General features: G+C 65.2%; 19 protein-coding genes. 14 read left to right on the top strand and 5 right to left on the bottom strand.

Annotated elements, in window-relative coordinates; genetic code table 11:
- The first annotated feature begins 32 nt into the window (after positions 1–32).
- From HIM68_RS04205 to HIM68_RS04165, 9 genes are all read left to right on the top strand, one after another.
- A complete protein-coding gene (locus HIM68_RS04205) occupies positions 33–581 on the top strand; it encodes an XRE family transcriptional regulator (protein ID WP_172169819.1) in 549 nt (182 codons plus the stop codon).
- 234 nt (positions 582–815) lie between these two features.
- A complete protein-coding gene (locus tag HIM68_RS04200; protein WP_172169817.1) occupies positions 816–2,492 on the top strand; it encodes an ATP-binding cassette domain-containing protein in 1,677 nt (558 codons plus the stop codon).
- Between the two features lie 89 nt (positions 2,493–2,581).
- Complete coding sequence (dusB, locus tag HIM68_RS04195) at positions 2,582–3,769, top strand: tRNA dihydrouridine synthase DusB (protein ID WP_172169815.1); 1,188 nt, start codon at positions 2,582–2,584, stop codon at positions 3,767–3,769.
- A 2-nt stretch (positions 3,770–3,771) separates the two neighbouring features.
- Positions 3,772–5,079, top strand: a complete 1,308-nt coding sequence (locus tag HIM68_RS04190) for a deoxyguanosinetriphosphate triphosphohydrolase (protein WP_172169813.1) — start codon at positions 3,772–3,774, stop codon at positions 5,077–5,079.
- Positions 5,080–5,082: 3 nt separating this feature from the next.
- Positions 5,083–7,155 carry a DNA primase gene (gene dnaG, locus HIM68_RS04185; protein ID WP_172169811.1) on the top strand — a complete coding sequence of 691 codons (2,073 nt, stop codon included), beginning with the start codon at positions 5,083–5,085 and terminating at the stop codon, positions 7,153–7,155.
- Between the two features lie 78 nt (positions 7,156–7,233).
- Positions 7,234–7,878 (top strand): TetR/AcrR family transcriptional regulator, encoded by a 645-nt coding sequence (locus HIM68_RS04180; RefSeq protein WP_172169809.1) that lies wholly within the window; start codon positions 7,234–7,236, stop codon positions 7,876–7,878.
- A 44-nt stretch (positions 7,879–7,922) separates the two neighbouring features.
- Positions 7,923–9,686: an MDR family MFS transporter gene (locus tag HIM68_RS04175; RefSeq protein WP_253903702.1), complete on the top strand. Its 1,764-nt coding sequence runs from the start codon at positions 7,923–7,925 to the stop codon at positions 9,684–9,686.
- Positions 9,628–10,593, top strand: a complete 966-nt coding sequence (locus tag HIM68_RS04170) for a D-2-hydroxyacid dehydrogenase (protein WP_172169805.1) — start codon at positions 9,628–9,630, stop codon at positions 10,591–10,593. Before HIM68_RS04175 ends, HIM68_RS04170 begins: the two co-directional genes overlap by 59 nt.
- Entirely contained in the window at positions 10,590–11,177 is a 588-nt protein-coding gene (locus HIM68_RS04165; protein WP_172169802.1) for a hypothetical protein, read from the top strand. The genes HIM68_RS04170 and HIM68_RS04165 overlap by 4 nt, the downstream gene beginning before the upstream one ends.
- Before the next feature lie 259 nt (positions 11,178–11,436).
- Here the strand turns inward: HIM68_RS04165 and HIM68_RS04160 are convergent, their stop codons facing one another.
- Positions 11,437–12,864 (bottom strand): glyceraldehyde-3-phosphate dehydrogenase, encoded by a 1,428-nt coding sequence (locus HIM68_RS04160; protein WP_139467387.1) that lies wholly within the window; start codon positions 12,862–12,864, stop codon positions 11,437–11,439.
- Between the two features lie 55 nt (positions 12,865–12,919).
- Positions 12,920–13,957: a YhjD/YihY/BrkB family envelope integrity protein gene (locus tag HIM68_RS04155; RefSeq protein WP_139908153.1), complete on the bottom strand. Its 1,038-nt coding sequence runs from the start codon at positions 13,955–13,957 to the stop codon at positions 12,920–12,922.
- Positions 13,958–14,083: 126 nt separating this feature from the next.
- On the opposite strand from HIM68_RS04155, the gene HIM68_RS04150 reads away from it, so the two are divergent.
- Positions 14,084–14,881, top strand: coding sequence for a DedA family protein (locus tag HIM68_RS04150; RefSeq protein ID WP_367647425.1), 798 nt, complete (start codon positions 14,084–14,086; stop codon positions 14,879–14,881).
- A gap of 14 nt (positions 14,882–14,895) precedes the next feature.
- Here HIM68_RS04150 and HIM68_RS04145 read toward each other — a convergent pair whose 3' ends face one another.
- Both HIM68_RS04145 and HIM68_RS04140 read right to left on the bottom strand, forming a co-directional pair.
- The gene (locus tag HIM68_RS04145) at positions 14,896–15,939 is read right to left on the bottom strand and encodes a glutathione S-transferase C-terminal domain-containing protein (protein WP_172169799.1); all 1,044 of its coding nucleotides are present in this window, start codon (positions 15,937–15,939) and stop codon (positions 14,896–14,898) included.
- A 240-nt stretch (positions 15,940–16,179) separates the two neighbouring features.
- Positions 16,180–17,988 (bottom strand): long-chain fatty acid--CoA ligase, encoded by a 1,809-nt coding sequence (locus HIM68_RS04140; protein WP_172169796.1) that lies wholly within the window; start codon positions 17,986–17,988, stop codon positions 16,180–16,182.
- 189 nt (positions 17,989–18,177) lie between these two features.
- Here HIM68_RS04140 and leuS point away from each other — a divergent pair, with 189 nt between their 5' ends.
- Positions 18,178–21,093, top strand: a complete 2,916-nt coding sequence (leuS, locus tag HIM68_RS04135) for a leucine--tRNA ligase (protein WP_172169793.1) — start codon at positions 18,178–18,180, stop codon at positions 21,091–21,093.
- 99 nt (positions 21,094–21,192) lie between these two features.
- The gene (gene nadE / locus HIM68_RS04130) at positions 21,193–22,026 is read left to right on the top strand and encodes an ammonia-dependent NAD(+) synthetase (RefSeq protein ID WP_139467382.1); all 834 of its coding nucleotides are present in this window, start codon (positions 21,193–21,195) and stop codon (positions 22,024–22,026) included.
- Between the two features lie 86 nt (positions 22,027–22,112).
- Here the strand turns inward: nadE and HIM68_RS04125 are convergent, their stop codons facing one another.
- Positions 22,113–22,829 carry a hypothetical protein gene (locus HIM68_RS04125; protein WP_172169790.1) on the bottom strand — a complete coding sequence of 239 codons (717 nt, stop codon included), beginning with the start codon at positions 22,827–22,829 and terminating at the stop codon, positions 22,113–22,115.
- Positions 22,830–22,924: 95 nt separating this feature from the next.
- Here HIM68_RS04125 and HIM68_RS04120 point away from each other — a divergent pair, with 95 nt between their 5' ends.
- Together HIM68_RS04120 and HIM68_RS04115 are read left to right on the top strand one after the other, a co-directional pair.
- Positions 22,925–24,232, top strand: coding sequence for a UDP-glucose/GDP-mannose dehydrogenase family protein (locus HIM68_RS04120; RefSeq protein ID WP_139908149.1), 1,308 nt, complete (start codon positions 22,925–22,927; stop codon positions 24,230–24,232).
- A complete protein-coding gene (locus HIM68_RS04115; RefSeq protein ID WP_139908148.1) occupies positions 24,229–25,104 on the top strand; it encodes a DegV family protein in 876 nt (291 codons plus the stop codon). The genes HIM68_RS04120 and HIM68_RS04115 overlap by 4 nt, the downstream gene beginning before the upstream one ends.
- The last annotated feature ends 16 nt before the right edge of the window (positions 25,105–25,120 follow it).

Here is a 25,120-nt window from a genome sequence, read left to right as displayed (position 1 = left end):
TCTATGATCCAAGAATAGAATATGATGCTCCAATGGCGAAAGAAGAGGATCTCGGCGCACGTGTCTTCGGCGCCCGCATCAGAGCCCGGCGCAAGTACAACAACCTCACCCTCAATGAGCTCGCGGTGAGGGCGGGACTGTCCCGCGCCGCTCTGTCGAAGATCGAACGAGGCGAGCAGGACACATCGGTATCGAACGCCATGGGTCTCTCCCGCGCCCTCGGCGTCGACGTCGGCGAGCTGCTGGCCGCTCCGGAAGTCACGATCACCCGCAGTGAGGCGATCCCCACGACCTCGACCTTCGGCAAGGGGGTCTGGCGGCGGGATCTGCCTTCGGCGATCGAGAACATGGATGTCGTGCACTACCGCCTCGACCCGCGCAGCGAGACCTCGGCCTTCGCCGCCCACCGCAGCGGGTCACGTGAGAGCTTCTTCGTCCTCAAGGGCAGCATCGAGGTCGTCACCATCGACCGCCGCACGACCCTGCACGCCGGTGACTGCGCCCAGGCTCCCGGTGACGTTCCGCACCAATTGGCCAACCCTCACGACGAGCCCGCCGAACTCATGCTCATCATCATCTGAACCTGCCTGACCCCTTATTGCTACCTGACGGCGGCCCAGCAACCTCGCGCCAGGTTGCTCAGCCGCCGTCAGGTAGCAATAAGGGGTGGTCTTGACCGGGCGAGCTGCCTCGGCGATCATTGTTATGTTCCATTTCCGTTCAAGGACGTCTCTGCTGTGAAGTGAATCCTCATACCGTGACTTGCGGGTGCCACGGGCCCGCAGCGCTTCTGCGTACACGAAATGAGGACCCTCATGCCTGCAGCAATCACTGTGTCCGAACTGGACTACCGCCTCGGCGATGATACCGAGATCTTCTCCCGACTCACCGCCACCATCCCGGCCGGCCTCGTCGGACTCGTCGGCGACAACGGAATCGGCAAATCCACCTTCGCCCGCATCCTCGCCGGTCGGCTGAGTGCCTCGTCAGGAACCGTCACGGGTGCCGATGGCGCCGTCTACATCGACCAGCTGCTGCCGCATTCGACGCAGCGGGTCGATGCCGCGCTGGACATCGCCCCCGTCCGACAAGCGCTGGGCTGCGCCCTGGCCGGAGAGGCGACGGGGGCCGACTTCGACCTCATCGGCGACGATTGGGATATCGAAGAGCGAGCCCAGGCGGCGCTGTCCGAACTCGGTCTGCAGATGAGTGTCAGCGATCTCGATCGGAGTCTGAGCAGCTTCTCCGGTGGACAGGCCACACGCATCGGACTGGCCCGAGCGGCACTGGTCGGTGACACCTGGCTGATCCTCGACGAGCCGAGCAACAACCTCGACGAGGACGGACGGACTCTGCTGACGACGCTGCTCACCGACCGACGCGGACCGACCCTGGTCATCTCCCACGACCGCACGCTGCTGTCGCATATGACCTCGATCATCGAGATGACCGACCGGCTGCGGGTCTACGGAGGGAACTTCGACGACTACGAAGCCATGGTCGCCGCGGAGGAGGAGGCGAAGCAGCAGAAGGTCACGGATGCGAAGAAGTCCCACCAGGTCGAGAAGCGCCAACGGATCGAACTGGAGACGAAACTCGCTCGAGCCGACCGGAAGGCCAAGAAGGACAAAGAGAACAAACGTCGACCGAAGATCGTGATGAACGGGCTGACGAACTTCGCCGAGAAGTCCGCGGCCAAACGCCGCGGCGACAAAGCCGCCGACGAAGCGGCTGCCTGGGACGAACTCACCAACGCCAAGGATGCGCTGCGCCGGTCCTCGAGCGTCCGCCTCGACCTGCCGGACACCCAGGTCCACGCGAGCAAACGGGTCCTCGAGATCTCCACGGCCGCCTCGGCGAGGTCCGAACGACCCCAGACGATCGTCGGTCCCGAGCGGATCCGACTGACCGGACCGAACGGGGCGGGCAAGTCGACCCTGCTGGCAGCGATCCTGGCGGCTGCCAACTGCCAGGACGGACCGGGCGGGGACACGGGCGACACTGTCGAGGGACACGCGGGAGCCGAAACCGGTCCGCCGGTCGCTGAACTCTTCGGCGACCTCGCCATCACCGTCTCCGCGCCGACGGCTCACCTCGACCAGCAGTACCGACTGCCGGGGGAGCTCACGGTGATGGAGGCAGTGCGCGCGGGCAACCCGCAGCTCGACCCGCACCGCGTCCACGAGGTGCTCGCGGCCATGGGACTGCGCGCCGGACGCACCGACCAGATCTGTCAGACCCTGTCCGGAGGGGAGCGCTTCCGTGTCGCCCTGGCCTCAGGCCTCCTCCAGGACCCGGCTCCGCAGCTGCTCATCCTCGACGAACCGGGCAACAATCTCGACCTGTCATCCCTCGAGGCGCTGGTGACCGCTCTCGAAGGATTCGGCGGTGCCATGGTGATCGTCACCCACGACGACCGGCTCGCCGCCGAGCTCTCCGTCGACACCGAATGGGATGTGCGGGAATTTCTGCGCACGGAAGCCGTTGATTGAGTTGAGACGAAAAGGACGAGCCGAGGCGGCGAAGCAGGCGGAAGAGGCAGACGAATGTGCGATTTTGACTTGACTGGGATAATGGTTGCGTGAGTGTCATCAGCCCTGCCCCAGAAGCCGCATCCCCGAAGCCCGAAACAGCCCTGCGCATCGGGCCCATCGAGCTGTCCTCGCCCGTCGTGCTCGCGCCCATGGCCGGAATCACGAACACCGCCTTCCGCCGTCTGTGCCGCGAATACGGCGCCGGCCTGTACGTGACCGAAATGGTCACCACCCGGGCCCTGGTCGAGCGCAATCCGAAGACGATGCGCATCATTCACCACGAGCCCTATGAGACCCCACGCTCCGTCCAGCTCTACGGAGTCGATCCGGTGACCATGGGCCAGGCCGTGCGGATGCTCGTCGAAGAGGACCGCGCCGATCACATCGACCTCAACTTCGGCTGCCCCGTCCCCAAGGTCACCCGCAAGGGCGGCGGCTCCGCGCTGCCGTGGAAGCAGGACCTGTTCAAATCCATCGTCACCACGGCCGTCACCGAGGCGGCCCGCCGGGACGTGCCCGTGACCGTGAAGATGCGCAAAGGCATCGACGCTGACCACACGACCTTCCTCGACGCCGCCGAGACCGCGCGCAACGCCGGCGTCGCCGCCGTCGCACTGCACGGCCGCACCGCGGCCGATCTCTACTCGGGGACCGCGGACTGGGACGCGATCGCCCGGCTCAAGGACCACCTCGGCGACACCGTTCCGGTGCTCGGCAACGGTGATATCTTCGCCGCCGAAGATGCCCTGGACATGATGGCCAAGACCGGCTGCGACGGCGTCGTCATCGGGCGCGGCTGTCAGGGCCGGCCGTGGCTGTTCGGCGACCTCGCGAACGCGCTGAACGGCAGCGACGAACGCCACCGTCCCGGACTCGCCGAGGTGGCTCGTGCCGTGTACAAACACGGCGAATACCTCGTCGATCACTTCGAGGACGAATTCCTCGGTGTCCGTGACCTGCGCAAACACATCGCCTGGTACTTCAAGGGCTACCCCGTCGGGGGAGAGCTGCGCAGCCAGCTGGCCATGGTCTCCTCTCTCGAGGAACTCGCCGGACTGCTCGACCAGCTCGACATGACCGCGCCCTACCCGGGAGAAGCCGCCGAAGGGTCCCGCGGCCGCACCACCCGGCCGAAGAAGCCGCACCTGCCCGAGGGGTGGTTGGACTCCCGCATCTTCGATCCCAGCGGGAAGTCGCTGCTGTCGGAGGCCGAACTCGACATCTCAGGAGGATGAGAATGCCCTTCGACACTCACCCGCACACCTCGGTGGGGACGGGGACCGTGGCGGTCTACTCGTCGTGGGACGAGGAGCGGTGGGTGAGCGAACCGGCGAAGAATCCGCGGCGCTCGGCCTTCCAACGCGACCGCGCCCGCGTCCTCCACTCCTCGGGTCTGCGCCGCCTCGGCGCGAAGACCCAGGTCGTGTCCCCGGGCACGGACGATTTCGTCCGCACCCGTCTCACTCATTCCCTCGAGGTCGCCCAGGTCGGCCGCGAACTCGCCCGCTACCTCGGCTGCGATCCCGATATCGTCGACACCGCATGTCTGTCCCACGACCTCGGACACCCTCCTTTCGGCCACCATGGTGAGACGATCCTCGATGCCCTGTGCGCAGACATCGGCGGCTTCGAGGGCAATGCCCAGACCCTGCGTCTGGTCACCCGGATCGAACCGAAGGTCATCGCCGATGACGGCCGCCCGGCCGGCCTCAACCTCTCCCGCGCGAGCCTCGATGCACTGACGAAGTACCCATGGCCGCGAGCCGAAGCCACGGCCGGTCGCCGCGACTCCGGGGTGCGCAAATTCGGTGTCTACGATGACGACCGGGCTGTCTTCGACTTCTACCGCGACGGCATCGACAACGGCCAGAAATGCATCGAAGCCCAGGTCATGGACTTGGCCGACGACATCTCCTATTCCGTCCACGATGTCGAGGACGCCATCGTCGCAGGCCATCTGGACCTTGCCGACTTCGCCGCCGATGAGCGGCGGGCCGAGCTCTTCGACATCACCCGTCAGTGGTACCTGCCGGAGACCACCGATGCGGAGATGGACAAGGCACTCGGCCGACTGCAGGCCGCCGCCTACTGGCCCAAGGAGGCCTTCGACGGATCCCGACGTGCTCAGGCCGGCCTCAAACACATGACCAGTCAGCTCATCGGGCGCTTCGTCGGTGCCGCGGAATCCGCGACCCGTGAGGAATTCGGCTGGGAGCCCCTCGCCCGATACTCGGCCTCGCTCGTCGTCCCCGAGGCGACCACCGTGGAGATCGCCGTGCTCAAAGGCATGGCCACGCTGACGGTCATGGTCGCCGAGGATCGACTGCGGCTGCATGACATCCAGGCGGCGGTCATCAACGAACTCGCCGAATGGTACTCGCAGTCACCGGACATGCTCGATCCGATGTTCCGCGCCGACCACGCCGAGGCCGCCGACGACTCCGCACGACTACGCGTCATCGTCGACCAGATCGCCTCCCTGACCGACCATTCCGCCTGGGCCCTGTACCACCACCTCAACGCCGGAGCGGAGGATCGGCTCTAGACCATGGCCGGACTCATCAAACGCGAGGACATCGACGAACTGCGCAGCCGCACCCGCATCGACGAGGTGATCGGGGAATTCGTCACCCTCAAGACCGCGGGCATCGGATCCCTCAAAGGACTGTGCCCGTTCCACGACGAGAAGACTCCGTCGTTCACGGTGCGTCCGCAGGTCGGGATGTACCACTGCTTCGGCTGCGGTGAGTCCGGAGACGTGTTCACCTTCCTGCAGAAGGTCGAACAGCTCAGCTTCGTCGAAGCCGTCGAGACGCTGGCCGGCAAGGCCGGAATGCACCTGCGCTACGAGGATGGGAAGGGCCCGGACCGGGAACAGGCCAGCCGCAGGCAGCGACTGCTGGAGATGCACGAGGTCGCGGGGCGCTTCTTCGCCCAGGCCCTCGAGTCCGAGGCCGGGCAGATCGGCCGGGAGTTCCTGTCCGGCCGCGGTTTTCCCGCCGAGTCGAGCCGGGAATTCGGCATAGGGTTCGCCCCGAAATCCTGGGATGCCCTGACGAGCCATCTGCGCAAGGCCGGCTTCACCGATGAGGAGATCCTCGCCGGCGGCCTGGCCAGCGAGGGCGGTCGGGGAATCTACGACCGATTCCGTGGTCGGGTGATCTGGCCGATCAAGGACATGACCGCCCGGACCATCGGCTTCGGCGCCCGCCGACTCTATGACGATGACAAGGGACCGAAGTACCTCAACACTCCCGAGACCGCTCTCTATCACAAGAATCAGGTTCTCTACGGACTCGACCTGGCGAAGAAGTCCATCGCGAAGACCAAACGCGTCGTCGTCGTCGAGGGCTACACCGACGTCATGGCCGCCCACCTCGCCGGAGTCGACCAGGCCGTGGCCACCTGCGGCACGGCCTTCGGCGCCGAACACGTGAAGATCATCCGCCGCCTCCTCGGCGACGACCCGACCGGACAGGTGATCTTCACCTTCGACGGCGACGCCGCCGGTCAGAAGGCTGCGCTCAAAGCCTTCGAATTCGAGAACCTGTTCACCGCCCAGACCTTCGTCGCCGTCGAACCCGATGGCCTCGATCCCTGTGACCTGCGCATGCAGAAGGGCGACGCGGCCCTGCGCGAACTCATCGACGGCTGCAAGCCGCTCTTCGAGTTCGTCATCACCACCGCGATCTCCCGCTTCGACCTCGACACCGTCGAAGGACGGATCTCCGCGGTCCGCGCCGCCGCCGAGGTGCTCACCGACATCCGCGACCGCAACAGCCTCTCCCATTACTACCGGTTCGTCGCCGGTCGCATCGGCGTCGATATCGACGAGGTGGAGGCCGCGGTCCGCACCGCCGCCCGCCAACCGAAGCAGAACCGCCAGCCCGCCGAGGCGCCCGCCCGCCAGTCGTCCTACCGCGACGGCCCACCGCCGGCACCGAGCTCACCCGCACCCTCGTCGCCGGCCACATCCGGACCCGGGCACGGGCCCGGTCCGGGACAGGGGACCGGTCCCGGTACCGAGCCGGGAATCGCCCCGTCCGGAGGCGCACGCGGGCCCGGTCCCGCCTCGGCGGGGGAGGTCTCCGATGAACGCAGCATCGAATACGTCTACGACGAACGCCCCGACGTCTCGAACCTCTCGGCCCCGATCAGCCCCGCCCGGCTGAAGACGGAGAAGGGGGCTCTCATGGTCGCCCTCCAACATCCGGAGGTGGTCAATGCGAAGCTCTTCGACTCGCTGTCCGCGAAGGCCTTCGAGCACCCCGGCTACCGGCGGATCCAGGACGCCATCAAACAGGCCGGGGGACTGGGTGCAGCCGGCACGGCTCAGTCGAAATGGGCCGAACGCGTGCTCGACGCCGCAGCCGAGGACCTCAAGCCCTATGTGGCCCAGCTGCTCGTGACCCCGCTGCCTGTCATCGAGGGAGACGGGATCGATCGGTTCGCCCGCGGGATCGTCGCTCGCCTCTTCGACTACGACCTCGAACGCATCGCCAAGGAACTCCACTCCCGCCTGCAGCGCCAGGACACCGCCGACGGAGCAGGTCAGGCAGCACTGCTCGGTCAGCTGCAGACCCTCGAGCAGCACCGGGCACGGCTGAAGATGCTCATGTGAAAGACTGCGCACAGTGAAATAGTGCACAATTGCAGATTTGCAGTTGGTGAAAGTTTGCATGTGGTGCAAAATGTACCTATGTCCGCTGAAGAATCCCTGCGCTCGAAAAAGGCGCGCCTGACTCGCAACGCCCTCCACGAAGCGGCGATCACTCGCGTGCTCGAAGACGGCTTGGCCTGCGCCACCGTGGCGACGATCGCCGCCGACGCGGGAGTGTCCACACGAACCTTCTTCAACTACTTCGAGACGAAGGAGGACGCGATCGTCGGCCTCGGAGCCGAGGTCGGCGTCGATGAGGGCCTCGCCTTCGACTATGTCCACAGCCCCGCCGGGCTCGACACGCTGGCCGAGGACACGGCGCGCTTCGTCCGCGAAGCGCTGCTCGTCGGCTCCGTCGATCCGAAACTTCCGGCGCGGCGACGCCGCCTCTTCGCGCTGTATCCGGAACTCGTGAGCAAGAGCTTCGACCGAGCAGAAGAACTCGAAGAGATCGTCACCGGTCACGTGCTCGACCGACTGCGACACCTCGGCCAGGAGTTCTCCTCAGAGGACTCCGCCTGGCGCAGCGCGCGCATGCTCACCCTACTCTGCCGGGTCCCGCTCAACCATGCTGGACAGGTGATCAAGGCCGATCCTGAGGCGGTCGAGGACAAGGGCGGCACCCAAGCGATCTTCGAAGACTCCCTGAACCTGTTCCGCAAGGTCCTGGACCGACTGCCATGACGAAAGCTGTGATGAGAAGCAACCACGAAACCGATGAGAAGACGATGACGGCAACCACCTCGAAGAACTCCGCCCCCGCGGGACCCGACGCACAGACAGAGCCGATGGCCACCTCGGCGATCATTCTGCTCTTCGTGGGCCTGATGATCGCGATGTTCATGTTCTCGCTCAACCAGACGGTGCTGGCGACCGCGCTGCCGACCATCGTCGGCGAACTCGACGGCGTCGACCAGATGCTGTGGGTCTCCACCGCATTCATGCTCGCTTCGACGATCATGATGCCCGTCTACGGCAAGGTCGGCGACCTGTTCGGGCGGAAGCCGCTGTTCATGTTCGCGATCTGCTGTTTCCTCCTCGGCTCGGTCTTCGCCCTCATCGCGAATGAGATGTCGACGCTGATCTTCGGTCGAGTGCTCCAGGGCATCGGCGGCGGCGGAATGATGATCCTCTCACAGTCGATCATCGCCTCCGTCGTCCCCGCCCGCGAACGCGGCAAATACATGGGCATCATGGGCTCCGCCTTCGCCGTGTCGTCCGTGGCCGGACCGCTGATCGGCGGCTGGCTGACCGAAGGACCCGGCTGGCGTTGGGCTTTCGCCATCAACTTCCCGTTGGGCATCATCGCCCTCATCGCCGCCGCCGTGTTCCTCAAAGTGCCCAAGCACACCAAGGGTGCCGGCCCTCGCCCGAAGATCGATGTCATCGGCATGGCGCTCATCTCGATCGTCACCTCCTGCATCGTGCTCACCTCCGCCTGGGGCGGACACGACTATGAATGGGGATCCTGGCAGATCAACGGGCTCATCGTCACCGGAATCATCGCCGCAGTCGCCTTCGTCTTCGTCGAACTCAAGGTCAGCGAACCGGTAATCCCGATGCACCTGTTCACCAACCGCGACTTCCTGCTGTGCACCATCGCCGGCCTCTTCGTCGGCATCGGCATGTTCGGTGTGCTCTCCTATATGCCGACCTACCTGCAGATGGTCCACGGAATCGACGCCACCGTCGCCGGGCTGATGATGGTGCCGATGATGGGCACCATGCTCGTGTCCTCGACTCTCGTCGGGTTCATCGTCTCCCGCACCGGCAAGTACAAGAAGTACCCGCTGACCGGAATCCTCATCATGGCCGCCTCGCTAGTCCTGCTCTCCCAGCTGAAGGCCGAGAGCTCGGCCTGGGAGACCATCGGCTGCCTGGCGCTGCTCGGACTCGGCCTGGGCCTGAGCATGCAGACACTCGTCCTCGTCGTCCAGAACGCCTTCCCGGTGTCCATGGTCGGCACCGCGACCGCGTCGAACAACTACTTCCGCCAGGTCGGCGCCACACTCGGCATGGCCTTCATCGGATCCGTGTTCACCCAGCGGCTCATGGACAACATCAAGTCCGGAATCACGGAGATCGCGAAGGCGGCCCCACACGGCCAGATGCCCAAGATCTCCTCGACGGGGCTGACTCCGGAGATCGTGTCGAAGCTGCCGGAGCCGATGCACTCGCTCATCATCACCTCCTACAACGATGCCCTCGTGCCACTGTTCCTGTGGGTGGCTCCGCTGGCCGTCCTCGGTTTCGTCTTCCTCTGCTTCCTGCCGAACACTCCGCTGGCGCAGACCCTGAAGAACGAACCGGCGAAGCGCGAGAGCCTCGATGTCGAAGCCGAGCATGCGGGTGCCGTGTCCGCGCCGGTTTCCACCCCGGCAGAGACTTCATCGGTTAGTGTGGCAGAAAGCCCAATGTCCAAGGAGCCGAGGAATGACGGTACTGACCATACTCAACTCACCCGGGACCGAGATCCCCGCACTGATCACTGATCTGGGGGAGCGGGACGGGATCGAACTGCGCATCGCCGAGGCGTCGACCCTGTCCCAGGCGCTGCCCGGCACCGATGTGCTGCTGATGTGGGATTTCTTCTCCACCGCGCTCAAGGACGCCTATGGCAGCGCCGACAAGCTCGAGTGGGTCCATGCCGCCGCGGCGGGCGTGGACTCGCTCCTCTTCGATGAGCTCGTCGATTCACCGGTGACGGTGACGAACGCCCGGGGAATCTTCGACCGCCCGATCGCCGAGTTCGTCCTCAGCTACATCCTCATGCACGCGAAGAGCTCGATCGGCTCGCTCGACGACCAAGCGGAGGGCAGGTGGAACCGCCGGTCGACCCGCGATATCGTCGGCACCAAGGCGCTCATCGTCGGCACCGGAGCCATCGGTCGAGGCATCGCACGCCTGCTGAAGGCCGTCGACATCGACGTCACCGGAGCCGGATCGCGCGCCCGCAGCGGCGACGCCGACTTCGGTGAGGTGATCGACTCCGCCACCCTGCCCGAGCACGTTGCAGGATACGACTGGGTCATCGACATCGCACCGCTGACGGAGAAGACCGAGAGGCTCATCGGCGCCGAGACGTTCGCCGCCATGGACGACACCGCCGTGTTCATCAATGTCGGACGCGGAGACACAGTCGACACCGACGCACTCGTGACCGCGCTGCGCGAGGGACAGATCAGCGGGGCCGGACTCGACGTCTTCGACGAAGAGCCGCTGCCCGCCGACCATCCTCTGTGGTCGCTGGACAATGTCATCATCACCCCGCATATGAGCGGTGATACCGACGGGTGGAGAATGCGACTGGCGGAGCAGTTCCACGCCCTGTTCGAACAGTATCTGGCCGGTGAGCAGTTCCCGCACACCGTGGACAAGCAGCTCGGGTACGTGCGGTGAGCCAGGCCGACGACACCGCGGCGGAGCGGGTGTTCCTGGCCAGGGTGATCGCCGAACTCATCGCCGTGCGCCGTGCCCGTCTGCTCAGCATGCTGGTGCTCGCCCTGGCAATGCTCGTCGCCGGACTCGGGGCCGCCCTCCAAGCCCAAGGAGATCACATCGATGCGGTGCTGCTGTTCTCGGCGTTCAGCCTCATCATGATCGGCATCGTCTGCGCGCTGGGCGCGATCATCGCCTGGACGCGGATCAACCGGGACGTGCTCGACTCGATCGCTGCGTCGCGACCGGCTCGTGCCAAGGCGCCGCGGACGCGGAATGCCGGACTCGCCGTCGCGGTAGGCTTCGCCATCGTCGGAATCCTGTTCGGCATGCTGCTGTGGGCTGAGACTCCGATACTGGCCGGCGCCGTCGTCATCGCCTGCCTGCTGCTGGCCTGCCTGGGTCCCATCTGGGCGAATGAGCTGGCAAATGCCGATGACCGACTCGCCGTCATCCTCGACAGCGACGATGATCTGGCGGAGCGATTCGCCACCTTCACCCCGATCTGGCTGCATGAGGCCATGGAGTCCGACGCCGCGAATTAGGCAGAACACCTCGTTGCCGGCAGAACCTCTCGTTCCTGCGGGAGGTTCTGTCATTCCCGAGAGGTTTCGGCGGGAGGTGTAGGGCGTGGCAGTACCGGTGAGAGATGGTGCGGCCCGAAGTACAGAGCTTGCAACCGAGGGTACGGGATGGAGACGGAGGTGAATGACGAAGGCGCCCGGAGTCATGTGACTCCGGGCGCCTGTCTCAGCCGGTCACCGAGCGCTCATCCGAGCGTTTCGGTGGGCCGCCTCGGCGATATCAGGGAAATGCCGGGACGTCGACGTCGGCCATCTTGGCCACGCAGCGCACGACCTGGCAGGAGTAGCCGAATTCGTTGTCGTACCAGACGTAGACGACGACGCGGTCCTCATCGACGATCGTGGCCAGGCCGTCGACGACACCGGCCCGCTTGGAGCCGACGAGGTCGGTGGACACGAGCTCGGGAGAGGTGACGTAGTCGACCTGGTTGCGCAGCGGCGAATGCATCGACACTTCGCGGAGGAACGTGTTGAGCTCGTCGACGGTGGTGGCGTTGTCCAGGTTGAGGTTGAGGATCGCCATGGACACGTTCGGGGTGGGTACGCGGATCGCATTGCCCGAGAGCTTCCCGGCCAGCTCCGGCAGAGCCTTGGCGACGGCCTTGGCGGCACCGGTCTCGGTGAGGACCATGTTGAGTCCGGCCGCACGGCCGCGGCGGGAGCCCTTGTGGAAGTTGTCGATGAGGTTCTGGTCGTTCGTGAACGAGTGGACCGTCTCGACGTGGCCGTTGCGGACGCCGAACTTGTCGTTGATGGCCTTGAGCACCGGGGTGATCGCGTTCGTCGTGCACGAAGCTGCCGAGACGATGGTGTCCGTGTCGAGGATCGCGTCGTCGTTGACTCCGAAGACGATGTTCTTCACATCGCCCTTGCCGGGAGCCGTGAGCAGGACCTTCGACGCACCGGGACACGCGAGGTGCTTGGACAGGCCCTCTTCGTCACGCCACTTTCCGGTGTTGTCGACGATGATGGCGTCATCGATTCCGTAGGCGGTGTAGTCGACCTCCGACGGGTCATTCGAGTAGATGACCTGGATGAGGGTGCCGTTGGCCTGGATGGTGCTGTTCTCCTCGTCGACGACGATGCTGCCGTCGAAGGCTCCGTGCACCGAGTCACGGCGCAGCAGGGAGGCGCGCTTGACGATGTCGTTCTCCCCATTGCGGCGCACGACGATCGCACGCAGACGCATACCGGTTCCGCCGGCGCGATCGATGAGGATGCGGGCGAGCAGACGACCGATGCGACCGAAGCCGTAGAGGACGACGTCGCGGACCTCGCCCTTGCCGGACTGCGACTGGACGACCTCGGCGAGCTCGGCGGCGAGGAAGGCGTCGACGTCCGCGTTCGGATCATCGAGCTTCTCGATGAGACGGCCCAGATCGATGCGAGCCGGAGCCAGATTGAGACCCGACAGCGCCTTGACGATGCGGTGGGTGATCTGGATGTCGAGCTCTTCGCCGAGGAAGTGGCGAGCATAGCGGTGCGCCTTGATCATGCCGGTCACCGACTTGTTCAGCAGCGACCGCCCGAACAGGGTCAGCAGCACGTCGTTCTCACGGTACAGGCGTCCGACTAGCGGAATGAGTTCTTCGGCGGCGGTCTGCTTCTTCGCCCAATCGTCCAGGCGAGCAGTCGTAGCGTCAGTCAAAGGTCGTGTCCCCTCGGTCAGTTATAACGGATGCGCCAACAGTCTACCGTCTCGCCTATTCGCGATCGGACCGGCGTTCCTCGAACCGTTTGAAGCCCAGCAGGGTCAGCGCCACGATTCCCGCACCGGTGATGAGCGCGCCGAGGCTCTGCGCCTGCACCTTCGGTTCGACGAACCGATACTCCGGCTCCTCTTCGCGCGGCCGCGGTGGTTTCGCCGTGCCGATCCACGCGGCGATGAACAGGATGATGCGGGCGAAGACGTTGAGGGTGAGCATGATCGCGATGATCGACCCGAACACACCGGCGGCCTTGTTCCCGGAGAAGAGATTGACGAGCACCGTGGAGAAGTTGATGAGGATGAGGAACGCGGTCGCGCCGATGAGCGAACCGCGGTTCTTCGCCTGCTTGTCGACCGGCTTCTCCGGCAGCATCGTGAACAGGAACCAGAAGATCAGCCAGGCGGCGCCGAAGGTGAGGATGACCGGAACGATGAACAGCAGACTGCCGGCGAATCCGCCGAGCCCGAGGAAGTCGGCGATCATCGAGCGAAGACCGGTGCCGACGACCGTGAGCGCCACGGCCAGGAGCAGGCCGATGATGAGGCCGATGAGAGTGACCACGTTGTTGATGACCTTGCTGACGAAGGACTTCTCCGGCACGGCATCGTCGAAGTCGTCGTGCAGCTGAGCTCTCACCGCGGCACCGAGGTTGCCGATGAATCCCTGACCTGTGTAGAGGCCGGTGAGAATACCGATGATTCCCACTCCCTGCCAGTCGAGGAGGAAGCTCTCGAGCTGCTCGGTCAGCGAGGAGTTGCCGGCAGTGAAGGTCTCGATCTGCTTCGTGACCTCGGGAAGGAGCTCGGGGCGTGCGACGTCGAGGACGAATCCGATGCTCGCGAGGCTGACCATGGCGATGGGCATGACCGCGAGAACGAGGAAGTAGGTGATCGCGGCACCGAACTGATTGCCCAGACGCTGTCCGAAACGCTGGACTGCGCGCATGAGGTGGGCGGGTCCGGGTCGGTTGACGGCATTGTGGCCGACCTCAGCGACGGTGTTGCGCGAGGCCAGTACTTTGGCAGGTGCCACGTGTGTGCTCCTTCGATGCGTATCCGCAAGGTGCGTTCGTATTCCGGTCTGAGGTGTTCGTTTCCACACTAGCCGCTGTGAGCGTACTGTGAGCGGCAGGCCGCGCCCTTATCTAGACTTTTGACCATGCCGATCACTGATTCGTTCGCTCCGACTGCCGATTTCGCACCCGTTGCCACCGACAGCCTTGCCGGCCTGCCTGCCGGCGGAGTCCCTGCCGATGTCCTCGCCGCCGGCGGCAGCGCTGCTGACAATCTCAGCGGGTTCTCGGCCTGGACCGTGACGATCATGGAGACTCTGGGGCCGGCCGGTGTCGGGTTCATGGTCTTCCTCGACAACATCTTCCCGCCCATCCCCAGTGAGCTCGTCCTGCCTCTGGCCGGATTCACCTCCAGCCAAGGCCAGATGAACATTGTGGCCGCGATCGTCTTCGCGACGATCGGTTCGGTCGTCGGCGCGGTTCTGCTGTGGGCGCTGGGCAAGTGGATCGGCATCGAACGCATCGCCCGGATCGCGGTGAAGATGCCGTTGGTCGACGTCGACGACGTGCATAAGACCGTTGACTGGTTCGACAAGCACGGGGACAAGGCCGTGTTCTTCGGTCGGATGATCCCGATCTTCCGGTCGCTCATCTCCATCCCCGCCGGAATGCGGGACATGCGCCTGACCAAGTTCCTGCTGCTGACCACGGCCGGCAGCGCGATCTGGAACACGATCCTCATCGTCGCAGGCTTCACCCTCGGTGAGAACTGGTCGGTCGTCGAGACCTACGCCGGCTACTTCCAGAACGTCGTCATCGTCGCCGTCGTCGTATTCGTCCTCGTGTGGATCGTGTTCAAGGTCCGCAAACAGCGGCGGAAGAAAGCCGCCGGGCTCGACACGACCGAAGACGATCATATCGAGCCCGGAGAATTCGAGGTCTGAGGTGATTCCTCGGCTCAGCTCACCCAAGCCGTCGCCGTATGCGCGGGTGTGACCTCTTCGCCGGGCTCGACGGGTCCGGGAGCGGTTCCCTCGCCGAAGGGGGATCCGCCAAACTTCCGGTCGCGACCGTGATCGCTGAGCCAACCCGAGAGATCGGGGCCCTTGGGCACGATCTGCGTCGGGTTCACATCCTGGTGGACGATGTAGTAGTGCTGTTTGATCTGCTCGAAGTCCACCGTGTCGCCGAAGCCCGGCGTCTGGTACAGGTCGCGGGCGTAGCCCCACAGGTTCTCGAACGCCGTGAGCGGCTGCCGGTTGCACTTGAAGTGACCGAAATAGACGGGATCGAAGCGCACGAGCGTCGTGAACAGTCGCACATCCGCCTCGGTGATGGTCTCACCCATGAGGAACCGTGACCGGCTGAGCCGATCCTCGACGATATCGAGCGCGTTGAATAGGCGGTCGAAGGCCGCCTCGTAGGCGTCCTGGGAGCCGGCGAAACCGCAGCGGTAGACCCCGTTGTTGATCTCCGTGTAGATATGGCGCATCACCTTCTCCATCTCCTCCCGCGATTCCTCGGGCCAGAGATTCGGGGCACCCTCTCGGTGGTATTCGGTCCACTGGGTGGAGAAGTCCTCCGTGATCTGCGGGAAGTCGTTGGTGACGACGACGCCGGTGGGCACGTCGACGACGGCCGGCACGGTGATTCCGCGCGGATAGTCCGGGTAACGGGCGAAGAACGCCTGCTGCAGCCGTTCGATGCCGAGCACAGGATCCACCCCGCCCGGATCGAGATCGAACGTCCACGACCGCGCATCATGAGTGGGGCCGGGCATGCCGAGGGAGATGACGTCCTCGAGCCCGAGGAGGCGTCGGACGATGATCGTCCGGTTCGCCCACGGACAGGCGCGGGCGGCGACGAGGCGGTACCGGCCCGGTTCGACGGGCCACTGAGCGTTCGGATCGTTGAGGATGCGATCGTCGATGTAGTTCGTATCCCGGTTGAATGCCGCCCCTTCCGTCACGTAGCTGGGAGTGTGATCGGTGGTCTCGGACATGACGCTGCCTCCAATGAGATCGATGAGTTCGACTTCTGTCCTCAGCTTACGACGCTGAGGCAAGCCCTCGCCGATGCGGGACGACGTCACCGTTGCCGTGCCGACCCGATTGGGAAGAGTCCGCCCACCGCCACCGAGGTGGGACGACGACGGCCCGGGACGGACCGTTCGAGTCCGTGCCCGGGCCGTACCCCGCAGGCTGAGTTCAGCGACTGTGTCCCAGCCGGCAGCGGCTGTGCGTCAGCCGGCGTAGAGCGCGTCGATCTCGGCGGCGAAGTCCTTATTGATGAGGTGACGCTTGACCGACTGCTTGGCAGAGAGGTAGCCGTTCTCCTCGCTGAGCTCGATCGGCAGGATTGTGAACTTCTTGACTCCTTCGGCCCGCGAGACGGTCCTGTTCATCTGGTCGACGGCCTTGGCCACTTCGGCCTGGACCGCATCGTCCTCGGCGGCTTCGCGCAGACTCATCTGCGGCAGATCGTGGTTCTTCAGCCAGCCCGGCAGCATCTCCGAATCGAGGAAGATCAGCGCCGAGACGAATTTGCGGTTCTCGCCGACGAGCACCGGCTGGCCGATGATCGGGTGCCGACGCAGCACGTCCTCGAGCGGAGCCGGGGCGACGTTCTTGCCGCTGGAGGTCACGATGATCTCCTTCTTGCGGCCGTTGATCGTGAGGTAGCCGTCGTCATCGAGCGAGCCGAGGTCACCGGTGCCGAACCAACCGTCGTGGAACTCCTTGGCCGTGGCCTCGGGGTTGTTCCAGTACTCGCGGAAGACCGGCACGCCCTTGGCCAGGATCTCACCGTCGGGAGCGATCGCCACCGAGACGCCCGGCAGCGGCACGCCGACGGTTCCGATCTTCGACTTCTCCGGAATATTGACGGTGATCGGTGCCGTGGTCTCAGTGAGTCCGTAGCCTTCGAGAACGATGATGCCCAGTCCGCGGAAGAAGTGGCCGAGATGAGAGCCGAGCGCACCGCCGCCGGAGACCGCATGAGTGACGTTGTCGCCCATGACCGCGCGCAGCTTCGAATAGACGAGCTTGTCGAACAGGGCGTGCTGGAGCTTCAGCCCGGTGGGCACCTTGCCGGTGTCGAGTGCCTTCGAATAGGCGACGGCGACCTGCTCGGCACGGCGGAAGATCTTCTCCTTGCCGCCTGCCTGAGCGGTCGCCAGCGCGGAATTGAAGACCTTCTCGAAGACCCGGGGCACACCGAGGATGAACGAGGGACGGAAGCTGCCCATGGCATCGGTGAGCTTCGTCAGGTCCGACTGATGCGCCAGCAGAGCACCGTTGCTGATGGCCAGGACCTCGATGAACCGGGCGAAGACGTGAGCCTGCGGCAGGAACAGCAGGCAGCGCATCTTCGTGTCGAGAACGCTGGGGATCTGGTGGCGCGCGGCCTGGGCGGTCTGCACGAAGTTCGCGTGGGTGAGCACACAGCCCTTGGGCTTTCCGGTGGTGCCGGAGGTGTAGATGATCGTCGCCACGGATTCGGAGCCGACCTGCGAGCGAGCGGCTTCGAGCTCCTCATCGGTGACGGCCTTGCCGGCCTCGGCGAGATCGGCGAAAGCGCCTTCGTTCCAGACCCGCAGGGCCGGCTCTTCCCGTCCGGCAGCCTTGGCCGCCGCCCGCACCCTATCGGCATGCTCGCGTGAGGCGACGAGCCCACGAGTGACATCGGCGTCGGTGAGCATCCAACCGAGCTGGCTCTCCGATGATGTGTCGTAGAACGGCACGGAGATTCCGCCGGCGTACCAGATGGCATAGTCGCTGAGCGTCCACTCGTAGGAGGTGGGGCCGAAGATCGCGATCCGGTCACCGACTCCCACGCCCAAGGCGATGAGCCCCTTCGCGGCCGCCTTGACCTCAGCGAGGAATTCGGCCGCGGTCAGTTCGTCCCAACCGTCCCCGTCGGGCTTGGCGACCAGAGGGCGGCTGGGGTTCTCAGCGACTGTGCTGAGGAAGATATCGGTGGTCGACGAGACGGTATCGACCTCGAAACCGACGACGGGTGTTGACGACTGCGGCATGGTCGTTGAGCTCATGAGTCTCCTTCGAGGACGTAAGTTACTGCTCGGTTATCTTACAGTTCGGCCGGGTCTCAGTGAAATCGATCACGTTTGCCGAGATAACCGGCGTCCGCTGACCTGTGAGCAGTCTAACCAAGTCGAATCAGGGAGCGTTCAGAGTACGATGGTCAGAACCCGCTCACGTCTGTTCTGCGAAGGAAGGTAATGACGACGAACCCTGAGGAGACCGGTTTCCGCTATGATGCGGCGCTGGCCGAAAAGATCGAGAAGTCTTGGCAGCGCACTTGGGAGGAATCGGGCACGTTCCACACCCCGAACCCCACCGGAGACCTCGGCGAGCTCGACTCCCAGGATGCTTCGTCGCCCTACGGTCCGCCGGCCGACCTCAGCGAGCGCGAGTCCCTGTACATCATGGACATGTTCCCGTACCCCTCCGGTGTGGGACTGCACGTCGGCCACCCGCTGGGCTACCTCGGCACCGACGTCTACGGCCGCTACCAGCGGATGCGCGGACACAACGTCATGCACGCCCTGTCCTACGACGCCTTCGGACTGCCCGCCGATCTCTACGCGGTGCAGACCGGTCAGCACCCGCGCATCACCACCGATGCCAATATCGCGAACATGACCGAGCAGCTGCGTCGCCTGGGGCTGGCCCACGATGTGCGCCGTCGCTTCGCCACGACCGACGACGAATTCGTCAAATGGACGCAGTGGATCTTCCTGCAGATCTTCAACTCCTGGTACGACACCGAGGCGACCACCCCGGATGGTGAGGCCAAAGGCGCGGCTCGACCGATCGACACGCTCATCGAGCAGTTCGCCTCCGGTGCCCGCCCCACACCCGACGGTCGCACCTGGTCGGAGCTGAGCTCGGCGGAGCGCGAGAACATTCTGCAGGGCTACCGCCTCGCCTACGTCTCCGAATCCCCGGTCAACTGGTGCCCAGGGTTGGGCACCGTGCTGGCCAATGAAGAGGTCACCGCCGAGGGTCTGTCCGAGCGTGGAAACTACCCGGTATTCACCCGCCGTCTGCGCCAGTGGAACATGCGCATCACGGCGTACGCCGACCGCCTCATCGACGACCTCGACGTGCTGGACTGGCCGCATGCGATCCACGCCATGCAGGTCAATTGGATCGGCCGGTCGAAGGGCGCCCTGCTGCGCCTGCCCATCGCCGGTGACGATGCGTCCGACATCGAGGTCTACACCACCCGCCCGGACACCCTGTTCGGCGCCACGTACCTCGTCCTCAGCCCTGAACACCCGCAGGTCGCCGACCTGACTGCTGAGTCATGGGATGAGTCCGCCCCCGAGTCCTGGCGTGGGGGAGAGGACACCCCCGCCGAGGCGATCGCCGCCTACCAGCGCGCCGCTGCGGCCAAGACCGACGCCGACCGGCAGCAGAGCCGGGAGAAGACCGGCATCTTCACCGGCTCCTATGCGCTCAACCCGGCCACCGGGGCCGAGGTTCCGATCTTCATCGCCGACTATGTGCTCATGGGATACGGCACCGGAGCGATCATGGCCGTGCCGGCCGAAGACGCCCGTGACTGGGACTTCGCAAAGGCGTTCGGACTGCCCTATATCCGCACTGTGCAGCCTCCGGCCGACCACGACGAGGACGCGCCGTTCACCGGCACCGGCGTGATGATCAACTCGGCCAACGCCGAGATCGACATCAACGGCCTCGAGATCGACGCGGCGAAGGCCCGGGTCACCGAATGGCTGGCCGGAAAAGGACTGGCCACCGAGTCCACCCAGTACCGTCTGCGCGACTGGCTGTTCTCGCGCCAGCGCTACTGGGGCGAACCGTTCCCGATCGTCTACGACGAGAACGGCACCCCGATTGCTCTGCCCGACGAGATGCTGCCCGTCCAGCTGCCCGAAGTCGACGATTTCGCACCGCGGACCTACGCGCCCGACGATGCCGACAGCCGTCCCGAACCGGCGCTGAGCCGGAATCAGGAATGGACGAGCATCGAACTCGACCTCGGCGACGGTCCGAAGACCTACCAGCGTGAGACGAACACGATGCCCAACTGGGCCGGATCCTCGTGGTACCAGCTGCGCTACGCGGACCCACACAACGACGAACGCCTCGTCGACCCCGCCAACGAGAAGTACTGGCTGGGCCCGCGGGCCTCGAAACCGCGCGGTGGCGCCGACCTCTACGTCGGGGGACAGGAGCACGCTGTGCTCCACCTGCTCTATGCCCGCTTCTGGCACAAGATCCTCTTCGACCTCGGGCACATCTCCTCGTCCGAGCCGTTCCACCGTCTGGTCAACCAGGGATACATCCAGGCCTATGCCTACACCGATTCCCGCGGCGTCTACGTCCCCGCCGCCGAGGTGGAGGAGAGAACCGAATCGAACGGTGAGCTGACGTTCTGGTACAACGGCGAACAGGTCAATCGGGAGTACGGAAAGATCGGCAAATCGCTGAAGAACTCCGTCATGCCCGACGAGATGTACGACGCCTTCGGTGCCGACACCTTCCGCGTCTATGAGATGTCGATGGGCCCGCTGGAGCAGGACCGTCCCTGGGACACCCGCGCCGTCGTCGGCGCACAGCGGTTCCTGCAGCGCGTGTGGCGACTCTTCGTCGACGAGACCACCGGCGAGTCCGTGGTCGCAGACGGTGAGGCCGACGCCGAATCGCTCAAGGTCCTCCACCAGGTCATCGACGGTGTGCGCGAGGACATGGACCATCTGCGGTTCAACACCGCGATCTCCAAGCTCATCGTGCTCACCAACCATGCCACCAAACAGGGCGGTGCGACCCGGGACGTCCTCGAACCGCTGACGATCATGCTCGCACCCTTCGCACCGCACCTGGCCGAAGAGCTGTGGTCAAGTCTCGGACACGAGTCGACGGTCACCTATGCGGCCTTCCCCGAGGCGGACCCGAACCACCTCGTCGCCGAGACCGTGACCTGTGTGGTCCAGGTCAAGGGCAAGGTGCGCGCACGGCTCGAGGTGGCCCCGGACATCACCGCAGAAGAACTCGAGAAGCTGGCTCTCGAATCGCCGAACGCCGTCAAGGCCCTCGGCGGCGCCGGAGTGCGCAAGGTGATCGTGCGAGCCCCCAAGCTCGTCAACATCGTCCCCGACGCCTGAGACCCGGCCGATACTTCGCCGTAACACGGCATCTGGGAGACTGCATGAGTGCGGGCGCCGAACGGCGGCGCTTCGCCCCCGACTACGACTGGTGTGAGCATGACGAACGACAGAGTCCAAGACGAGATTCGGCACGCCCTCGGCGTGCGACCGCAGATCGATCCGGCGACGGAGATCGCCCGGCGTGTCGAGTTCCTCGTCGACTATGTGCTCACCACCGGAGTCAGAGGTCTCGTGCTCGGCATCAGCGGCGGGCAGGACTCCACACTGGCCGGCAGGCTCTGCCAGCTGGCGGTGGAGGACCTGCGCCGCCGTGGGGCCGATGCCGAATTCTGGGCCGTGCGCCTGCCTCACCATGTGCAGACCGATGAGGCCGATGCCCAGGACGCTCTGTCGTTCATCGCCGCCGATCACGAACTCGCGATCAACATCGGCGCCGCCACGGATGCGGCCGCCGAGGAGTACGAGAAGGCCACCGGAGAGCCGATCACCGATTTCGGCAAGGGCAACGTCAAGGCCCGGATGCGGATGATCGCCCAGTTCGAGCTGGCAGGGGAGAAGAAAGCGCTCGTCGTCGGCACGGACCACGCCGCCGAGGCGGTCACCGGGTTCTTCACGAAGTTCGGTGACGGCGCGGCCGACGTCATCCCCCTGGCAGGTCTGAACAAACGGCAGGGACGGGAACTGCTGCGCCACCTCGGCGCTCCCGAACATCTCATCGTCAAGGTCCCCACCGCGGATCTGCTCGATGACGAACCCGGGCAGACGGACGAATCGTCGCTGGGTCTGAGCTATGACCAGATCGATGACTTCCTCGAGGGGAAGGAGATCGAGCCCGCGGCCGCCTCAGCGCTCATCGAGAAGTACCGCCGCTCAGAGCACAAACGCCGCACCCCCGTGGCTCCGTTGGATTCGTGGTGGATCCGGCACTGAGCCGAGCACGTGAACACTGGCAGCAATTGAGGCACTCACAATGTGAGGGCCTCAATTTTTTACCGAACGTCGTCTGTCGAACGTTGTCAGTCGTTGAACGGCGGGGTGCCTGAGACGAGTCCGAGTTCGAGTGCTGTCTGGTTGAACTCCCATCGGGAGGAGACGAAGTCGTCGCTGAGGCGTTCGCCCCGGCTCTGAGCCTCGGTGTAACCGCGCCAGCCGTCCTTGCGGGCATCGCCGGGACGGATCTCACGGGTGCCGGCATCATCGGGAGAGACTTGGGTCTCCTCCTTCACCCAGATCGACAGCCCCTCGGCTGCCCGATAGAGGTTCATGAACGCGGTGTGCGAACGGGGGTTGTCGAAGCTGGCCTTCTTGAACTCGGCACAGAAGGTGGTGAGCGGCTCGAGTTCGTCGACGGCGACGGTGGCGAAGGTCGCATCGAGTCGCAGGGACTGGACGAGGCCCGACGAGTCCGGGATGAGCTCGAGGATGCGACGGGCGCGACGCTCATCGGGAAGCAGCTCGACCTTGTCCTCCACCGGGGTCAGTCCGAGAGTGTCCATCCGACCACGCTCGACGCTGAGCTGCTGGCGCAGTGCGTCGATCTGCTGTTGAGCACGTCGCCATTCGCCGTGGAACATCAGCAGCGCGGCGATCACGCCGAGGCACAGCACGAGTCCGATGATCCAGGCTGCAGAGTGCAGCCCGGGGATGGCGAAGGCGATGATGCCGAGCACGGTGAGCACCGCAAACGTCACGGCGGCCGGTGAGTTGGTGAGGAAATCAAGGAAACGCTTCACAATTCCAAGCCTACTGTTTCAACCTCCACATATCGTGCAACCGGGTGGCATATAGTGTGGTCGAAAACGCATGCCAATACCCAGGAGAGCTCGGTTTGAAGATTTCAGTCATCGGTTGCGGATATCTGGGCGCGGTCCATGCGGCGGCCATGGCGTCTCTGGGCCATGAGGTCACGGGAGTCGACGTCGACACGGAGAAGGTCGAGGCCCTGACCTCCGGTCGTCCGCCCTTCTACGAACCGGGACTGAGTGAACTCCTCGTGAAGGCTCAGGAGCGCGGAAAACTCGAATTCACCACCGATATCTCCCGCGCCGCCGACGCCACCGTGCACTTCGTATGTGTAGGCACTCCGCAGAAGCCCGGTGAGTTCGCCGCCGATGTCACCTATGTCGATGCGGCCGTGGAATCCCTGCACCCGCACCTGACTGCGACGTCGGTGGTTGTGGGAAAGTCGACCGTTCCCGTGGGCACCGCCGAGCGTCTGGCCGGAATCATCTCCGACACCGGCGCCGCCATGATGTGGAACCCGGAATTCCTGCGCGAGGGCCATGCCGTCGAAGACACCCTCCACCCGAATCGTCTCGTGTACGGAGTCGCCGACGGTGAGCCGGGGCAGGCCGCGGCCGCGACCCTCGACGAGGTCTACGCCTCGATACTCGCCGAAGACACGCCCCGGATGATCACTGACTTCGCGACCGCTGAGCTGGTCAAGACCGCCGCGAACTCGTTCCTGGCCACCAAGATCTCATTCATCAATGCCATGGCCGAACTCTGCGAAGCCTCGGGAGCCGATGTCACCCTGCTCGCCGACGCGATCGGCATGGATGACCGGATCGGCCGCAAGTTCCTCAACGCCGGGCTCGGATTCGGCGGCGGATGCCTGCCCAAGGACATCCGCGCCTTCATGGCCAGGGCCGGAGAGCTCGGCGCCGATCAGGCGGTGGCGTTCCTCAAGGAGATCGACTCGATCAACATGCGCCGTCGTGTGAGGATGGTCGACATCGCCCGCGACGCCCTGGGCGGGTCGTTCATCGGCAAGAAGATCACCATCCTCGGCGCCGCGTTCAAGCCCGACAGCGATGACGTCCGCGACTCGCCGGCCCTGGCCGTGGCCAGGCTCATCGCCACCCAGGGCGGGCTGGTCACCGTCACCGATCCGCAGGCGATCGGGAATGCGCAGAAGTCATTCCCCGAACTCGACTACGTCGCCGACACCGCCGAGGCGATCACCGGGGCGCAAGCCGTGCTGCTGCTGACGGAATGGCGCGAATACCGCGACCTCGACCCGGCGGCGACCGCCGAGCTCGTGAGTGGGAAAGTGCTCGTCGACGGCCGCAATGTGCTCACTCCCGAACTGTGGCGGGCAGCGGGCTGGACCTACCGAGCCCTGGGCCGTCCATGAGAATCGGGCTGGTCACCGACTCCACGGCGCAGCTCTCCGCGGACGAACGCGAAGCGCTGAGCGAGGCCACCGGCGGTCTCTTCGCCGTGGTGCCGCTGACCGTGCTCATCGGCGGAGTCGCCTTCGCCGACGGTGAGGTCGATGCCGGGCATCTGTGCGCGAAGATGACCGACGGAGTCGAGGTCACCACGTCCATGGCCACCCCGGCCCAGTTCTCCGACGCCTATGCACGGCTGCGCGAGGACGGCGCGGAAGCCATCATCGTCGTGACCATGTCCGCGGAGCTCTCGGGCACCCGCGATTCCGCGGTCAAGGCCGCCGAAGCCGAGGACATCCTCGTCGATGTCGTCGACTCGAGGACCACCTCGGCGGGACTGGCCGGGGCACTGTCTGTGGCCGTGGCCGGGATCCGGCAGGGACTCGACGTCGAATCGATCGCCGGAACCATCGCCGACTGGTGCGCGGCCGAGACCCGTTCCGTGTTCGCCCCCGGCAGCCTCGAACACCTGCGCCGAGGCGGCCGGATCGGCGCCGCGTCCTCCTTGCTCGGCCGGGCCCTGCAGATCGTCCCCGTGCTCGGTCTCAGCGCTGGAGTCGTCGTTCCGCTGGCCCGGGTGCGCACTCGCACCAAAGCCCTGGAGAAGATCGTCGCCTTGGCCGCGCAGGCCGCTGCGGAGGTGGCCGATCCCGAGGACACCGTGCACGTCGAGGTCCAGAACGCCGAAGGGGAGATGGACACAGCGGATGCCGAGCTGTTGAGCTCACGGCTGCGCGAGCTCGGATTCGACTCGTCGTTCAGGACGCTGTCGACGATCATCACCGCGCATGTCGGCCCCGGTACGGTCGGTGTGACCGTGCAGACCACACCCTGACTCACACATTCCTGCC

It is taken from the genome of Brevibacterium sp. CT2-23B (genome assembly GCF_013168765.1).
Taxonomy (GTDB): Bacteria; Actinomycetota; Actinomycetes; order Actinomycetales; family Brevibacteriaceae; genus Brevibacterium; species Brevibacterium sediminis.
This window is presented reverse-complemented; position numbering and strand designations above follow the sequence as displayed.

Bases quoted from the DNA above. Each gene is read 5' to 3' on its own strand.
- HIM68_RS04205 (WP_172169819.1), top strand. From the start codon at position 33: ATGGCGAAAGAAGAGGATCTCGGCGCACGTGTCTTCGGCGCCCGCATC.
- HIM68_RS04200 (WP_172169817.1), top strand. From the start codon at position 816: ATGCCTGCAGCAATCACTGTGTCCGAACTGGACTACCGCCTCGGCGAT.
- HIM68_RS04190 (WP_172169813.1), top strand. From the start codon at position 3,772: ATGCCCTTCGACACTCACCCGCACACCTCGGTGGGGACGGGGACCGTG.
- dnaG (WP_172169811.1), top strand. From the start codon at position 5,083: ATGGCCGGACTCATCAAACGCGAGGACATCGACGAACTGCGCAGCCGC.
- HIM68_RS04180 (WP_172169809.1), top strand. From the start codon at position 7,234: ATGTCCGCTGAAGAATCCCTGCGCTCGAAAAAGGCGCGCCTGACTCGC.
- HIM68_RS04175 (WP_253903702.1), top strand. From the start codon at position 7,923: ATGACGGCAACCACCTCGAAGAACTCCGCCCCCGCGGGACCCGACGCA.
- HIM68_RS04170 (WP_172169805.1), top strand. From the start codon at position 9,628: ATGACGGTACTGACCATACTCAACTCACCCGGGACCGAGATCCCCGCA.
- HIM68_RS04150 (WP_367647425.1), top strand. From the start codon at position 14,084: ATGCCGATCACTGATTCGTTCGCTCCGACTGCCGATTTCGCACCCGTT.
- HIM68_RS04145 (WP_172169799.1), bottom strand. From the start codon at position 15,939: ATGTCCGAGACCACCGATCACACTCCCAGCTACGTGACGGAAGGGGCG.
- HIM68_RS04140 (WP_172169796.1), bottom strand. From the start codon at position 17,988: ATGAGCTCAACGACCATGCCGCAGTCGTCAACACCCGTCGTCGGTTTC.
- leuS (WP_172169793.1), top strand. From the start codon at position 18,178: ATGACGACGAACCCTGAGGAGACCGGTTTCCGCTATGATGCGGCGCTG.
- nadE (WP_139467382.1), top strand. From the start codon at position 21,193: ATGACGAACGACAGAGTCCAAGACGAGATTCGGCACGCCCTCGGCGTG.
- HIM68_RS04115 (WP_139908148.1), top strand. From the start codon at position 24,229: ATGAGAATCGGGCTGGTCACCGACTCCACGGCGCAGCTCTCCGCGGAC.